Source organism: Flavobacterium sp. Sr18 (assembly GCF_011064265.1).
Taxonomy (GTDB): domain Bacteria; phylum Bacteroidota; class Bacteroidia; order Flavobacteriales; family Flavobacteriaceae; genus Flavobacterium; species Flavobacterium petrolei.
This window is the reverse complement of sequence record NZ_CP049329.1, coordinates 1,881,257-1,896,145: the sequence shown is the minus strand read 5'-3', so window position 1 is coordinate 1,896,145 and position 14,889 is coordinate 1,881,257. Positions and strand designations below refer to the sequence as shown.

The following is a 14,889-nucleotide window of genomic DNA, read 5'->3' as shown; positions in this document are numbered from 1 at the left end:
ACACAGTTTGAAAAAAATATTTATAGTCATAATAGCATTATTTTCTTTAGTATCATGTAAAAAAACGGAGGAAATAGTTCCCGAAAAAGTAGTAAAACTTGTTCCTAAAAAAAGTGAATTTGGGTTTGTTCTTGCGGATTTTAATATAGTTAATGACACTGTAAAAAGGGGAGATACTTTTGGAACCTTATTAGAAGAACAAAACATAGGAGATCGCCAAGTATATGATATTATTGCAAAAGTAAGAGACATCTTTAATGTGAGAAGTATCAGGATAAATAAGCCTTTTACAATGCTTCGGTCCAAAAACAAGAAGCATGAATTACAGGTTTTTATATATCAACCGGATAATTTAAGTTATTACGTAGTTGATTTCCGAGATACAGCAATTGTTGTTTATAAAAAGATAAAACCCATTACCATCAAGCGACGTACTATTGGTGGAGTTTTAAAAGAATCATTATCCGAAACTTTGGGCAACGCCAAGATTGAAGGTGTTTTGGCTAGTAAAATAGCTAAAATTTACGCCTATTCTATTGATTTTATGAAACTCAAAAAAGGCGATCGTTTTGCAATAACGTTTACAGAGCGCTTTATAAATGACTCAATTTATGATGGAGTGGAGGAACTCGAAGCTTCTTTCTTTGAGTACCGAGGAAAAATTATTTATGCATTTCCTTTTGCTCAAAATCCCAATTCAGATAAAATAGAATACTACGATGAGAAAGGAAAAACACTTAAAAATTTCTTTTTAAAATCGCCCATAAAATTCAGCAGAATATCTTCTCGGTTTTCATCAAGTCGTTTTCATCCGGTTCAACACCGATGGAAAGCGCACAAAGGAACGGATTATGCAGCGCCACGCGGAACTCCTATTACTGTAACCGCTGGAGGTGTTGTAGAGCAAAGTGGTTTTACGGCCGGAAACGGAAATTTTGTAAAAGTAAAACACAATGGAACTTATTCTACACAATACCTGCACATGTCAAAAATCTTAGTGAGACGCGGACAGCGTGTTACTCAAGGGCAAGTTATTGGTTTGGTAGGAAGTACAGGTCTCGCAACAGGGCCGCATGTATGTTATCGTTTCTGGAAAAACGGAAAGCAAGTGGATGCGCTAAGGCTAAAATTACCTACTGGCGAGCCTATGACAGGAAGCAATAAAAGCCGTTTTATTGCACAAATAACGCCGTTGAAGTTTGAGTTAGATAATATTGCTAATTTGTAACCTGAGAATTTTTTAAAGTATTGTTACGCTGATAAAAAGGAATTACCTAATGGTATTTCACAACAGCACAATTCAATGGTTTTAAGGCTAAATTGTTATATAAATCAAAACCCATTTTCCATTAAAACAAATTTGAGTATTTTTGTCCCAATTTTAACAATACTACAAATCCTTTATAATGGCTTTAAATACTATAAACCCAACGGAAACAAATGCTTGGAAGAAACTTGAATTGCATTACAACGAAATGCAAAAAGCTTCGATGCAAGAATTATTTCAATTGGATCCTTCGAGAGCGAACACATTTAATTTACAGTGGAATGATTTTTTAATAGATTATTCTAAAAACATTATCAATACGGATACGATTCAGTTGTTGTTAGAATTGGCTGATGAAGTTGGGCTTAAAAGCGCCATTGCTGATTATTTTGAAGGAGCAATAATTAATCAAACAGAAAATAGAGCGGTACTTCATACAGCATTACGTGCCAGTCAGTCTGCAGTTGTTAAAGTGGAAGCAATTGATGTGATTCCTGAAATTTATGAAGTAAAAAATAAAATAAAAGCATTTACGAACGAGGTTACTTCTGGGGAAAGAACAGGTTTTACCGGCAAAGCATTTACGGATGTAGTTAATATTGGTATTGGAGGTTCTGATTTAGGTCCCGCGATGGCAGTTGAGGCGTTGCAATTCTATAAAAATCATCTTAATGTTCATTTTGTTTCAAATGTGGACGGTGATCATGTTAATGAGATTATAAAAAAGCTAAATCCGGAAACTACTTTATTTGTAATTGTTTCCAAGACATTCACCACACAAGAAACGTTGACTAATTCTGAAACAATCAGAAAATGGTTTTTGTCAAAAGACTTTGGCACAACACAAGAAGATATTGCTAAACATTTTGTCGCAGTTTCGACTAATATTCAAAAAGTAACTGAGTTTGGAATTAACCCGGACAATGTTTTCCCAATGTGGGATTGGGTTGGCGGAAGATTCTCTTTGTGGAGTGCTGTTGGACTTACGATAAGTTTAGCTGTTGGATACGACAACTTTGATGAATTGCTACAAGGAGCTAATGAAATGGACGAGCATTTCAAGACGGAAGAATTTGATAAAAATATGCCCGTTATCTTGGCATTATTGAGCATCTGGTACAATAATTTTTTTGGTGCCGAAAGTGAAGCCTTGATTCCGTACACACAATATTTACAAAAATTAGCGCCTTACTTGCAACAAGGAACTATGGAAAGTAATGGTAAAAGTGTAGGTCGAGATGGCAAGCCAGTCAACTACCAAACGGGAACTATTATTTGGGGAGAACCAGGAACGAATGCACAACACGCTTTTTTTCAGTTAATTCATCAGGGAACGAAATTGATTCCTGCAGATTTTATTGGATTTATAACTCCTTTATATGGAGACAATGATCATCATGATAAATTGATGTCTAACTTTTTTGCTCAAACGGAAGCTTTAATGCATGGAAAATCAGAAGAGCAAGTTCAAGCAGAATTTGATAAACAAGGAGTTTCAGAGGAAAAAGCTAAATTTCTTTTACCGTTTAAAGTTTTCTCAGGGAATAAGCCAACGAATACTATTTTAATCCAAAAGTTGTCACCAAAAACGTTAGGTTCATTGATTGCTATGTATGAGCATAAGATTTTTGTGCAAGGTGTTATTTGGAATATTTTTAGTTTTGATCAGTGGGGAGTTGAGTTGGGAAAACAATTAGCAAACTCTATTTTGGATGAAATTAATACAAAAACGGTTAATAGTCATGACAGTTCCACAACTTTTTTGCTAAATCATTTTTTGTTAAATAAGTAGTATTGATTTTTGAAATTAATACTTAAAATTTTATGAATTTTTCATAAGATTTCGATTTTACTCCTCTTTTTAGTAGTTTAAAAGTCTCAAAAACCTTGATTTAACTTAAATCAGGGTTTTTTTGTGGGTAAGTGACTCTGTTATAATAGTTTTTTTAAATATATATTAATTTTTTTAATGTTGAATATTGAAAATTATATGTGAATTATTCAATAAAAATCATTTATATCTATTGAAAACTATTTTATTCACTTAAAATACGGCAAAAAATGTTTTAAGTGAAATGTCCAGCTAATAATTAACGCCATTCTTAACGTTGTGTTAACTTTTTAAAGTAAAAATGTTATATTTTTGCCAAATATTTTTAAACTAAACAAGAAACAAAAATGAAAAGAATTATTTTTATTTTGATTATTTTTTTATCAGCTGTAGGACACTCGCAGGTTACTAGTTCTGCTATGTCTGGTACTGTTAAATCAAATTCTGGAGAGACCCTTCCAGGTGCTTCAGTTGAGGTTCGACACAATCCAACTGGGACTAAATATTATTCAACTACAGATTATAATGGAGGGTATGCTGTTCAAGGAATTAGACCAGGTGGTCCTTACACTGTTAAAGTAACTTATGTTGGTTATAAAACAACAGAAATTACAGAAATCAATGCTCCTTTAGGAAATAATTTGACTGTGAATATTGTTATAGAAGAAGAATCAAATGCTTTGAATGAAGTAATTGTTTCTACAAAATCGAAAGGGAATTTTAATAAAGGAAGAACTGGAGCTTCTCAACAGTTTTCAAACAGAGAAATCACAGCTGTTCCTGTAACTGGAGCACGTTCAATAAATTCAATCACCAAGTACAATGCCAATGCAGGTAGTAATGGTACTTTTGGAGGACAGGATTCAAGATTAAATAACTTTACTATTGATGGTTCTGTATTCAATAATGGTTTTGGTTTAGGTAGTGATTCACAAGCAGGAGGAAGAACTGGTTCTACAGCTATCTCTTTAGATGCTATCGAACAATTACAAGTAAGTATTGCTCCTTATGATGTGCGTCAGTCAGGGTTTTTAGGATCAGGAATAAATGCAGTTACTAAAAGTGGAACAAATGAAGTTGAGGGATCGGTTTATAATTCATTCCGTAGCAATAAAAAAGATTTTATAGGAACTAAAGCTGGAGACAGAGTAGTTATTCCTGGAAAATTTGAAGAAAAAATTTGGGGAGCTAGAATAGGAGCGCCAATCATTAAGGATAAATTATTTTTCTTTGGAAATTTTGAAACATTAGAAAACATAAGCCCAGCTACAACTTGGACATCTACGGGTTCTCCACAAGCAAGTGCTCAGGTTTCTGCACCTACTTTTGCGCAAATGCAAACACTTTCTACTTTCTTACAAGACAAGTTCAATTATACGACTGGTCCTTGGGAAAATTATGATGCGGAGAGAATTTCAAAAAAATTCCTTGCAAGACTTGACTGGAATATTAATGACAATCATCAATTAACAGCTCGTTACGTTTTTCATGACTCTAATTCGGATGAATTAACTTCAAACTCTAATTCATTAGGTTTTGGAAATAGAAGAACAAGTCCGCTTGCAATGTCTTTCAAGAATAGTGGTTATGTTATTTTAGATAATACTAGATCAGCTGTTTTAGAATTGAATAGTAAATTAAGCAATTCTTGGTACAACAACTTTATCGCTGGTTACGACAAACAAATTGAAGATAGAGCCTTACAAGGTGGTGGTTTGTTTCCAACAATTGATATCTTAAATGGTTCAAATACTTTTATTTCAGCAGGTTTAGATCCTTTTACTCAAGGAAACAAACTTTCGTATTCTACATTACACTTTACAGATAATTTGACTAAAACTATTGGGAAACATTCATTGTTATTTGGAGCTAACTTTGAGTATTTCAAATCAAGTAACTTGTTTTTCTCAGGATCTAATGGTGTTTATACTTTTAATTCACTTACTGACTTTTATGCAGCTGCTAATCAATCTGCAAACACAGCAGGAATCCCATCAACAACTGCCCTTCCTGCACGTTTTCAATTTAGATATTCTGCTTTGCCAGGAGCTGCAGAGCCATTGCAAATATTCAAGTCTAATAAATTAGATTTATATACTCAAGATGAAATGAAATTGAGCGACAGGTTTAAATTAACAGTAGGACTTCGTGCAACAGCAGTTTGGTTTGCTGATACAGCTCTTGAAAATCCTGCAGTAACAGCTTTAACTTTTGGACAAGGACAAAAATTTAATACTGGTGACATGCCTGATACTCAGTATTTGTTTGAACCAAGAGTTGGTTTCAACTTAGACTTAAAAGGTGATGCGAGTACATTACTTCGTGGAGGTAGTGGTGTTTTTACAGGTAGAGCACCTTCAGTTTATTTGTCTAATGCTATTGGAAATAATGGTGTACTTACAGGTTTTGTAGACGTAAGTGGACCAGCACTAGCTTCAGGCGGGTATGGTTTTACACCAAATCCTAATGATTATTTTATTCCGGAAACTCCAACTCTTCCTACTACGTTTGAATTGGCATTTACTGATAAAAAATTTAAATTTCCACAAGTTTGGAAAACCAATATAGCAGTTGATCAAAAACTTCCTTTTGGTTTTGTAGGAACAATTGAAGGGATTTTTCAAAGAAACATCAATGCAATACATTATTACAATGCTAATTTTGATGCACCGGTTGGAACTTTCAGTGGTCCTGATAACAGACCAAGATACGCTCGTACTGATGCAGGTGTTCGTATAAATGACAATGTATCTAGTGCAGTTGTTTTAACAAATACTGACAGAGGAACTTTCTACTCTACAACTTTTAAACTAGAATATCCTTATAAAAAAGGACTTTGGGGATCTTTCGCATATACGCATTCAAGTGCTAATGATTTATTATCTCCTGGCTCTATTGCCTCTGGTTCATGGACTGGCGCTAGATCTGTAAACGGTAATAACAATTTACCATTAGCATTATCTAACAATAACACGCCACACAGATTGGTTGGTATCATAGGATACAAAATTGAATATGGTAAAAATGTAGGAGCAGCGACTTCTATCAACTTAGGGTATATTGGAGAACAAGCTGGACCATTTTCTTATTCTTACGGTGGTGATATGAATGGTGATAGAGTTAACAATAATGATTTAATTTTTGTCCCATTGAAAGCATCAGATATTCAATTTTCGAATATAATAGCGTCGGATTTAAATTCTGCTTTAAGAGGAACTCCAGCAGGGAACGTAATAGTTTATACACCAGCACAGCAAGTTAGTGCTTATGACCTTTATATTAATCAAGATAAATATCTTTCTACAAGAAGAGGTCAGTATGCTGAAAGAAATGGTGGAGTTTTACCTATGTTGCATAGATTAGACTTATCAGCAACTCAAGATTTTTATATCACAATAGCTGGTAAAAAGAACAACTTCCAATTTAGAGCTGATATCTTGAACTTTACTAATTTCATTAATAAAGATTGGGGTGTTACACAAAGAGTAACAAATGCGAATGTTTTAAATTATAATACAACGGCTGCAAATGTTCCTTTTTATAAATTAGCAACTCAAGTAGAGGCTGATGGAAGTAGAGTTTTAATAAAAGATACTTTCCAGAAAAATGCTTCAACTTTCGATGTTTGGCAAGCACAATTTACACTTAGATATATTTTTGGTAAATAATACTTTAAAATTATAAAAATAAAAAACCACGCTTTTATGCGTGGTTTTTTTTATACCTTTTTTTCTTATATTTGTTAAAACAAAAACAGTATTTATGTACGATTTCATTCAAAAATTTCATTCTGGTTGGGCTTATTTAGCACTTTTAGTATTAGTGGTTGCGGTAGTTAATTCCTTTATTGGAATGTTTTCTAAAAAAGATTTCACTTCAAAAGATCGAAAAATTGCATTGTTCGCCTTAATTGCAATTCACATCCAGTTATTAGTTGGTATCATTTTATACTTTGTGTCTCCTTTAGGATTCGCGTCATTTGGACAAATGGCTGACAAAGCATTGCGGTTAACATCTTTAGAGCATCCGTTAATCAATATTATTGCGATTGCTTTAATAACAATTGGTTGGTCTAAGCATAAAAAATTATTGACAAGTGAATCAAAATTTAAAACTTTTTCTATTTTTTACGGTTTAGGTTTAGTACTTATTTTGAGTAGAATCCCTTGGAATATGTGGTTGTAAAACCCAAAATAGCTCTAGAAATAGAGCTTTTTTTTTCTAGGTATGGTTTTTGTAAAATAGAGTTAACTAAAACAAAATAGATATGAAAAAATCAATTACTTTACTTCTTTTAATTATTTTTATCAATTCGGTCAACAGTCAAAGTGCAGCTTCTGATAAGCAGAGATCTTTGGTTCAAAAAGCTGTTGTTCAAAAAGCTGTTGTCCAAAAAGACTCCATTAAAAAAAATAAAAGTTCTATTTTAAACCAAGAAAAGAAACTAGATTCTTTAGTTAGCGTTTTAGGTGTTTTCAAACCTTTCAAGAAAGAGGCGCATGCATCCTATTATGCAGATAAATTTAATGGAAGAAAAACTACCAGCGGTAGGAAATTTGATAATGATAAATATACGGCAGCACACAAAAAACTACCTTTTGGAACAAAAGTAAGAGTTACTAATGAAAAAAATGGAAAATGGGTAATTGTAGAAATTACGGATAGGGGTCCTTTTGTCAAATCCCGAGAAATTGATCTTACCAAGCGGGCTTTTATGGATATTACTTCAAATAAGGGAAGTGGGGGAATGCTGGTAACCATTGAAGTAATGGACAAGTAGATCACCAATTTTTGAATGGGTTTTTGCTTAAATAGGCATTGTAATATCGGATGTCACCCGTTACTTCTTTTCCCAGCCAATCTGGTTTTTCAAAGGTGTCGTTTTCAGAATCTAGTTCAATTTCTGCAATAATCAAACCTTCATTATCGCTGTAAAACTCGTCTACTTCAAATACATGATTGCCCTGTTTTATTTCAAAGCGGGTTTTATCGATAACGCCTTTCTCGCATAAAAGCAATAGTGATTCAGCTTCGGAGACTGGGATTTCTGTTTCCCATTCAAATCTGGACAATCCGCTGTCATTTGAGGCTCCTTTTATCGTCAAAAAACCTTTTTCACCTTTTATACGAACCCGAACAGTGCGCTCTGGAGCAGAACTTAAATACCCTTGCGCAATGTGATTTCTTGCGAAAGCTTCTTTCTTAAAGGAATCGTTTTTAACCAAAAATTTTCTTTCTATTTCAATCATTTTTTATAAATAAGTACAGAAATTTTTTTTTCAATTCTGCTGTGGGATTTTTTTTTTATTCCGGTATAGAAATTTTATGTTTTAAAAAAGAAGCTTTTTGTGTTACTTTTAAAATAAAACATTGTTTTCAGTTTATGATTTCTGATTTAATTTGATGTCTCTTAAGATTCAAAGGTATTAAAATTTTTACTTTATTAGATTTTGATTACTGATTCTGTTTTACAAGCCGTAATTTTATCAATAAGTTACAGTAGTTTGTTTTCCGATTTGTATTTTTACAAAAATTGAATGTAACTAATGAAGGCATTTTTCAAAGGAACACCAAAACCAACCATTGCTGGACTTTTAACTGAGTTTTTTGGTGAAGCACAATCATGGCGCGAAACAAATGATACTCTAGAGCCTCTTGTTGAATTAATTCGTTTAGTGCGACCTTTGAAAATCAAAAATGTACAAAGGGTAGATTTAGAAGAGATCATTACTTTTTTGAAGGAGAATTTTTCGTGTCGCAAACAGTTTTCTATATATCTCAAAGATATTTTAAAGGATAGAAAGTTTAATAAAATTCTTGCTGATGCTGCAATTCTTCAGGATGTAGATTTTATTTTTGAAGTCCAAAAACGAATTTTCGCTAGATTTTTGCCGTATCAACCCCAAAAAGATACTTTAGAATATATTCTCAATCAAGTTTTTTATCTTGCGAATGACGGTATTTGGATCAACAAAATTCCACTAAGTCAGTTGGAAGAATTATATGATCTTTTGAAATTTAAATCCATTTATGATAGTACGGAACCTACCTCTGTTTTGTCTGAATTATTAACTGCTATGCATTTACTCACACAACGAATCAGTGGGCGTGCTATGGAGACGGATGTGATCAAAATGGTACCGGAATTTGATGATCTTGAGAGTCCGTTTTCAGCTTTTGAAAAGGAATTATTCCTAATTGAAGAACGGATTAGAAGTTCGGATAGACATTATATTGTATCGGACGATTTATCGTATGCGCAGTTGTTGGTTTTGCATAAGCAGTGCGAAGGTTTTGTCGAGAAAGCATTTCATAACAGTTCAAAATACGGAATTTCACTTCGTGTAAATCAGAATTTACTTAAAATTAGACAGCAATTAGAACGGCTAAAATTTCTAATTTCGTTGCTGATTGTTGACAAAGAAAAGGACAAAAAAAATAATGGAATTATATTGGCGTTACGGTTGATAAAATTCAATTGTTATAAAAATAATGTTCGAAAATTTGTTAGTGAAAGCACTCAATTGATTTCTTATGAAATTACACAACACACAGCTAAAACAGGTGAACATTATATCACTGATAGTCGTGGTGAGTATTTTAAAATGTTCAGAACCGCATTAGGTGGTGGTTTCATTGTGGGGATATTATGTATTATTAAGGTTCTGCTCTCTAAGGCCGACACCAGTTTTTTTGGACATGCATTTCTTTATAGTATGAACTATGCGATTGGTTTTATAGCTATTTATCTTTTGGGATTTACTTTGGCAACAAAACAACCTGCAATGACGGCTTCTGCATTGATTAAAGCGCTAGAGGAAGGAGTCCTGAAAAAAGGAAAAGATGCTGAAAAATATAAAGCCTTTGCCATTCTTTTTGCTCGGGTTTTTCGCTCACAGTTTATTGCGTTTGTTGGAAATGTGATTATGGCTTTTCCAGTTTCATTACTTGGAATTTGGTTGATTGATTATTTCTTACATTACAATATTGCTGCAACTAAATGGGAATCTTTATTGATTGATTTGAGTCCAATACATTCGTTAGCAATTTTTCATGCAGCTATTGCAGGAGTTTTTCTGTTTTTATCTGGTATTATTTCAGGCAGCGTTGCAAATAGAGACAAACACAATCAGGTTTATTTTAGGATTACTGAACATCCTTTCCTTAAAAGAAATTTCGGAAAAACGAGAACTGTGAAATTAGCCAAACTGTATGAAAAAAGATGGGCAGGTATTATTTCAAATTTTTGGTTTGGAATATTTATGGGAAGTACAGCTTCAGTGGGATTGTTTCTGGGATTAAATCTCGACATTCGACACATCACTTTTGGCAGTGGAAACTTGGCTCTAGCATTATATGGAGCAAATTATGAAGTGAGTGATTCCATGTTATTCTGGGGTATTTTTGGAATTGGAATCATAGGTTTAGTGAACTTTATGGTAAGTTTCAGTCTTTCATTAGGTCTTGCATTCCGTTCGCGGGCTATTTCGTTGTTTGAATTGCGATTTGTTACGGTTTCCATTTGGAATCATTTTAAATCGAGACCCATTAGTTTCTTTTTTCCCACAGAAAAGAAAAGTAAATCAGTTGTGGTTGAAAATTATTTACAATCGGACGAACCAAAAAAGTCTTAGTGTGTAGAAGAAATGAAATAAGAACGGTGTGCCAATTCGTTTAAGATGCAGGAATCAATTCTAAATAGAAAAATTATACACGTAGATATGGATGCTTTCTATGCATCGGTAGAGCAAATGGACAATCCATTGCTGCGAGGGAGACCTATTGCGGTAGGTGGATCGGAAAATCGCGGTGTGGTGGCAGCGGCAAGTTATGAGGCGAGGAAATTTGGTGTCAGAAGCGCTATAAGTGGAGTTATGGCTAAGAAAAATTGTCCGGAACTTATTTTCGTCAAGCCACGTTTTGATCGTTACAAGGAAATTTCAAGTAAAATTCAAAAGATATTTTACGAGTATACGGATTTGGTGGAGCCTTTATCGCTTGATGAAGCTTATTTAGATGTTACTACTAATAAAAAAGGAAATCCAAGTGCTACGTTATTGGCACAAGAAATAAGGAAGCGCATTTTTGACGAAGTAGGTTTGACCGCTTCTGCAGGGATATCAGTCAATAAGTTTGTGGCAAAAATTGCCAGCGATTACAACAAACCTAACGGGCAAAAAACGGTAAATCCTGATGAAGTAATCTCGTTTTTGGAGGAACTGCCTATTCGGAAGTTTCATGGTGTGGGAAAAGTGACCACCGAAAAAATGTACCAACTGGGTATTTTTACTGGTTTGGAATTAAAAAGTAAATCGGTAGAGTTTCTGGAGAAGCATTTTGGAAAGTCAGGAGTTTTTTATTATCATGTGGTGCGAGGCGTTCATAATAGCGCAGTGAAATCAGATCGAATCACAAAATCAGTTGCTGCAGAACATACTTTTGATAACAATCTTTCATCTGAAATTTTTATGATAGAGAAATTGGAAGTTATTGCGACTGCATTGGAGAAAAGATTAAAAAGGTATAATGTGGCTGGTAAAACAGTGACATTAAAAATAAAATACAGTGATTTTTCACAACAAACCAGGAGTAAAACATTGCCATATTTCATTTCTGATAAAGTACTAATTTTAGAAATTGTAAAGGAGTTGTTGTATCAGGAGCGCATGAAAGATTCTGTGCGTTTACTCGGAATTTCATTGAATAATTTGAATACTGAGGATAAAAAGTTTGTGGTGGTGCAGTTAAAATTCGACTTTTAATTAATTGTTTGACCGTTCAACAATGGTTAAAGTCTTAAAATTGTTGTTTTATCGTTATAAATAAAATTACATTTGGTTTTTTAAATCGAAATATCATGAATAATTTTAGACAATATGAAGAGGCTATTGCGGTGTATCACAATGGTTTGAGTGTAAGAACAGCTCCAATTTTTTGTTGGGATTTTCACAATGAATTTTTGACTGCTGTAAAAAGTTTTTTCCTGGATTTAAAGAAACTAAATTCAATTGCTTCCCAAAACAAATGGACTCAGAATAACTGGGATATAGAAAATAGTCTCAAAGATGAAGTGATAATTGTTACTGATGCTAAATTGAAGATTGTTTTTGCATCCCAGAATATCGTAAAAATGAACGGGTATGTAGAAGCAGAGATTTTAGGTAAAAGTCCAAAAATGTTTCAAGGTGAAGCGACAAATCAAATTACTTCAAACGAAATTCGACTAGCCATATTAGATCATAAACCTTTTGAGAAAGTTGTAATGAATTATAAAAAGAACGGAGAAGTATATGCTTGTTTGATAAAAGGATATCCTGTTTTTAATACTAAAGGTGATTTAAGTCATTACATCGCTTTTGAGAAAGCTGCATAAAAGAAAAAACCTTTCAAGTTCTGAAAGGTTTTTTCTTTTATGCTAATTTATGGAATTAGCTTTTACTATTTAATTTAGAAAGCAATCTTAAAAATTCTATATACAACCAAACCAATGTTATCATTAGTCCCATAGCACCATACCATTCCATGTATTTTGGCATTTTTTGTTCAGCTCCTTTTTCTATTCGATCAAAATCTAAAAACAGATTTAAGGCAGCAATCACAATAACAAAAATGCTAATTCCAATGCTCATCATGGAGTTTCCATAATGCACAGGAACAAAACTCGTAAACATAGAAAACACCCAAGAGATAAGGTAATACGTTGCAATAGCTAAAGTTGCAGCGACTACCACTGATTTGAATTGTTCGGTTACTTTAACAATTTTATACTTATATAATCCCAGACAAACCATAAAAGTCACAAATGTTGCACCTACAGCTTGAATTACTATTCCAGGATACATTGCTTCGAATATTGCTGAAATTCCTCCAATAAATAATCCTTCGAATAAGGCATATCCAGGAGCTAAATAAGGAGAATATTGAGGTTTGAAAGCAGCAATAAGCACTAAAACTAATCCAACAACAGCACCGCCAATAGCAGGAGCCAAAGGATTCATTCCGTTAAAAGTTAACCACCAGATTACGGTTGCAGAAGCGGTGAGAAGTAAAAATAAGATTAAACTTTTATTGATTGTTCCTGATAAAGTCATCTCTTGATTGTAATCAATGACGGTAGCTTGATGCACTTGCTCATTTTTTGAAACGGCAGTGGAAAAAGTTTTGTTATTTAAAAATGGATTTTTAGAATTAAAACTCATAATTATTATATTTTTTGTTCTACCAAATATAAATTTTATTTAATAGAAGACCGTGTAATTTTTCCTAATTTTTTATGATGAATCTTAAAATGTCTTTAAAACAAAAAGTCTGTCTCATTTTCAAACGAGACAGACTTTTAAATATTTTTCAATAGCACTTGCTATTCAATTTCAGATACTCTCAAGGTATTTACCATTCCTTTATCTTTGATAGGCATAGCTGCTAAATTGATAAGGAAATCTCCTTTTTGTACAAAGCCTTTTTCTTTTACAATTTCATTGATATCCGTTACAGTATCATCTGTACTTACATCTTTAGTGTACATGAAAGATTTTACGCCCCATAATAAATTAAGTTGGGTAAGGATTCTTTTGTTAGATGTAAAAACTAAAATGTGTGCATTAGGTCTCCAAGCTGAAATTTGGAAAGCAGTGTAACCACTATTTGTCAACGTGCAAATTGCTTTCGCTTTGATAACGTTTGCCATTGTCGCAGCGTGATGACAAATTGTTTTGGTGATAAAACGTTTTGTTTTTATTTGAGGTGTGTTTTGTGGCACTTGAATTAGCGGAGAATCTTCTACAGCTTCAATGATTTGAGTCATTTTTTGAATAACCTGAACCGGATAATTACCGGTAGCTGTTTCTCCAGAAAGCATTACTGCATCTGCACCATCCATAACGGAGTTGGCAACGTCATTTACTTCTGCACGGGTAGGTGTAAGTGAAGTAATCATTGTTTCCATCATTTGCGTAGCAACAATTACTGGAATACGAGCTGTTTTAGCTCTGCGAATCAACTCTTTTTGAACTAAAGGTACTTCATGAGCAGGAAGTTCAACTCCTAAATCTCCACGAGCAACCATTAAAGCATCACAATACGCAACAATTTTGTCGATATTTTCTAATGCTTCCGGCATTTCTATTTTGGCAATGATTGGAATTTTATATTCGGAATGTTCTGCAATTAATTCCTGTAAATCTTGTAAATCTCTTGGTGTTTTTACAAAAGATAATGCAATCCAGTCTACATTTTGTCCAATGGCAAAAATAGCATCTGCAATATCTTTCTCAGTCATTGCTGGAAGAGATATTTTGGTATTTGGTAAATTAACTCCTTTTTTAGATTTCAATTCACCACCTTGAATTACTCTTGCTATAACTTCTGATTTTTTATCAGTCTCAACGATTTCAAAAATTAGTTTACCATCATCAAGCAAAATTCTTTCTCCTGGATTTACATCGTTTGGAAAGTTTTGATATTTCATGAATACTTTCTTTGCAGTTCCAAGGATGTCTTCAGCAGTTGTGAAAGTAATTAAGTCACCGTCCTGTACTACAACACCTTCTTCCATAACTCCAACACGAAGTTTAGGACCTTGTAAATCACCAAGGATTGCTGTAGTGTAGCCAAACTCTTCGTTTAAGCCTCGGATAATGTTTATCTTTTCTTTTACATCTTCGTAATCAGCATGCGAAAAATTCACTCGGAACACATTCACGCCTGCGTCAATCATGTCTTTAATGATTTCTCTTGTACTACATGCAGGCCCAAGTGTGGCTACAATTTTAGTTTTTTTGTTTGTAAGCAT

General features: G+C 33.5%; 11 protein-coding genes. 8 read left to right on the top strand and 3 right to left on the bottom strand.

The annotated features are described in order from the left end of the window. Nucleotides 1-7 precede the first annotated feature (7 nt). The 5 genes from G7A72_RS08400 (at nucleotide 8) to G7A72_RS08380 (ending at nucleotide 7,878) form a co-directional block, all read left to right on the top strand. Entirely contained in the window at nucleotides 8-1,228 is a 1,221-nt protein-coding gene (locus G7A72_RS08400; protein WP_165152141.1) for a peptidoglycan DD-metalloendopeptidase family protein, read from the top strand. 178 nt (nucleotides 1,229-1,406) lie between these two features. Next, a complete protein-coding gene (gene pgi / locus G7A72_RS08395; RefSeq protein WP_165152140.1) occupies nucleotides 1,407-3,059 on the top strand; it encodes a glucose-6-phosphate isomerase in 1,653 nt (550 codons plus the stop codon). 386 nt (nucleotides 3,060-3,445) lie between these two features. After that, nucleotides 3,446-6,766: a TonB-dependent receptor gene (locus tag G7A72_RS08390; protein ID WP_165152139.1), complete on the top strand. Its 3,321-nt coding sequence runs from the start codon at nucleotides 3,446-3,448 to the stop codon at nucleotides 6,764-6,766. Nucleotides 6,767-6,860: 94 nt separating this feature from the next. Next, complete coding sequence (locus tag G7A72_RS08385) at nucleotides 6,861-7,283, top strand: hypothetical protein (protein ID WP_165152138.1); 423 nt, start codon at nucleotides 6,861-6,863, stop codon at nucleotides 7,281-7,283. An 82-nt stretch (nucleotides 7,284-7,365) separates the two neighbouring features. Continuing rightward, nucleotides 7,366-7,878 carry a septal ring lytic transglycosylase RlpA family protein gene (locus tag G7A72_RS08380; protein WP_113664862.1) on the top strand — a complete coding sequence of 171 codons (513 nt, stop codon included), beginning with the start codon at nucleotides 7,366-7,368 and terminating at the stop codon, nucleotides 7,876-7,878. 1 nt (nucleotide 7,879) lies between these two features. Here G7A72_RS08380 and G7A72_RS08375 read toward each other — a convergent pair whose 3' ends face one another. Then, a complete protein-coding gene (locus G7A72_RS08375) occupies nucleotides 7,880-8,347 on the bottom strand; it encodes a CYTH domain-containing protein (protein WP_165152137.1) in 468 nt (155 codons plus the stop codon). 297 nt (nucleotides 8,348-8,644) lie between these two features. Here G7A72_RS08375 and G7A72_RS08370 point away from each other — a divergent pair, with 297 nt between their 5' ends. The 3 genes from G7A72_RS08370 (at nucleotide 8,645) to G7A72_RS08360 (ending at nucleotide 12,471) form a co-directional block, all read left to right on the top strand. Then, nucleotides 8,645-10,732 carry a site-specific recombinase gene (locus tag G7A72_RS08370; protein WP_165152136.1) on the top strand — a complete coding sequence of 696 codons (2,088 nt, stop codon included), beginning with the start codon at nucleotides 8,645-8,647 and terminating at the stop codon, nucleotides 10,730-10,732. Between the two features lie 45 nt (nucleotides 10,733-10,777). Further along, complete coding sequence (gene dinB, locus G7A72_RS08365; RefSeq protein ID WP_165152135.1) at nucleotides 10,778-11,860, top strand: DNA polymerase IV; 1,083 nt, start codon at nucleotides 10,778-10,780, stop codon at nucleotides 11,858-11,860. A 95-nt stretch (nucleotides 11,861-11,955) separates the two neighbouring features. Then, the gene (locus G7A72_RS08360; protein ID WP_165152134.1) at nucleotides 11,956-12,471 is read left to right on the top strand and encodes a PAS domain-containing protein; all 516 of its coding nucleotides are present in this window, start codon (nucleotides 11,956-11,958) and stop codon (nucleotides 12,469-12,471) included. Nucleotides 12,472-12,526: 55 nt separating this feature from the next. On the opposite strand, the gene G7A72_RS08355 is transcribed toward G7A72_RS08360, so the two are convergent. Then, entirely contained in the window at nucleotides 12,527-13,297 is a 771-nt protein-coding gene (locus G7A72_RS08355; RefSeq protein ID WP_165152133.1) for a Bax inhibitor-1/YccA family protein, read from the bottom strand. Nucleotides 13,298-13,458: 161 nt separating this feature from the next. Further along, entirely contained in the window at nucleotides 13,459-14,889 is a 1,431-nt protein-coding gene (gene pyk / locus G7A72_RS08350) for a pyruvate kinase (RefSeq protein ID WP_113664868.1), read from the bottom strand.

Bases quoted from the DNA above. Each gene is read 5' to 3' on its own strand.
- pyk (WP_113664868.1), bottom strand. From the start codon at position 14,889: ATGCTTACAAACAAAAAAACTAAAATTGTAGCCACACTTGGGCCTGCA.
- G7A72_RS08360 (WP_165152134.1), top strand. From the start codon at position 11,956: ATGAATAATTTTAGACAATATGAAGAGGCTATTGCGGTGTATCACAAT.
- G7A72_RS08355 (WP_165152133.1), bottom strand. From the start codon at position 13,297: ATGAGTTTTAATTCTAAAAATCCATTTTTAAATAACAAAACTTTTTCC.
- G7A72_RS08380 (WP_113664862.1), top strand. From the start codon at position 7,366: ATGAAAAAATCAATTACTTTACTTCTTTTAATTATTTTTATCAATTCG.
- G7A72_RS08370 (WP_165152136.1), top strand. From the start codon at position 8,645: ATGAAGGCATTTTTCAAAGGAACACCAAAACCAACCATTGCTGGACTT.
- pgi (WP_165152140.1), top strand. From the start codon at position 1,407: ATGGCTTTAAATACTATAAACCCAACGGAAACAAATGCTTGGAAGAAA.
- G7A72_RS08390 (WP_165152139.1), top strand. From the start codon at position 3,446: ATGAAAAGAATTATTTTTATTTTGATTATTTTTTTATCAGCTGTAGGA.
- G7A72_RS08385 (WP_165152138.1), top strand. From the start codon at position 6,861: ATGTACGATTTCATTCAAAAATTTCATTCTGGTTGGGCTTATTTAGCA.
- G7A72_RS08375 (WP_165152137.1), bottom strand. From the start codon at position 8,347: ATGATTGAAATAGAAAGAAAATTTTTGGTTAAAAACGATTCCTTTAAG.
- dinB (WP_165152135.1), top strand. From the start codon at position 10,778: ATGCAGGAATCAATTCTAAATAGAAAAATTATACACGTAGATATGGAT.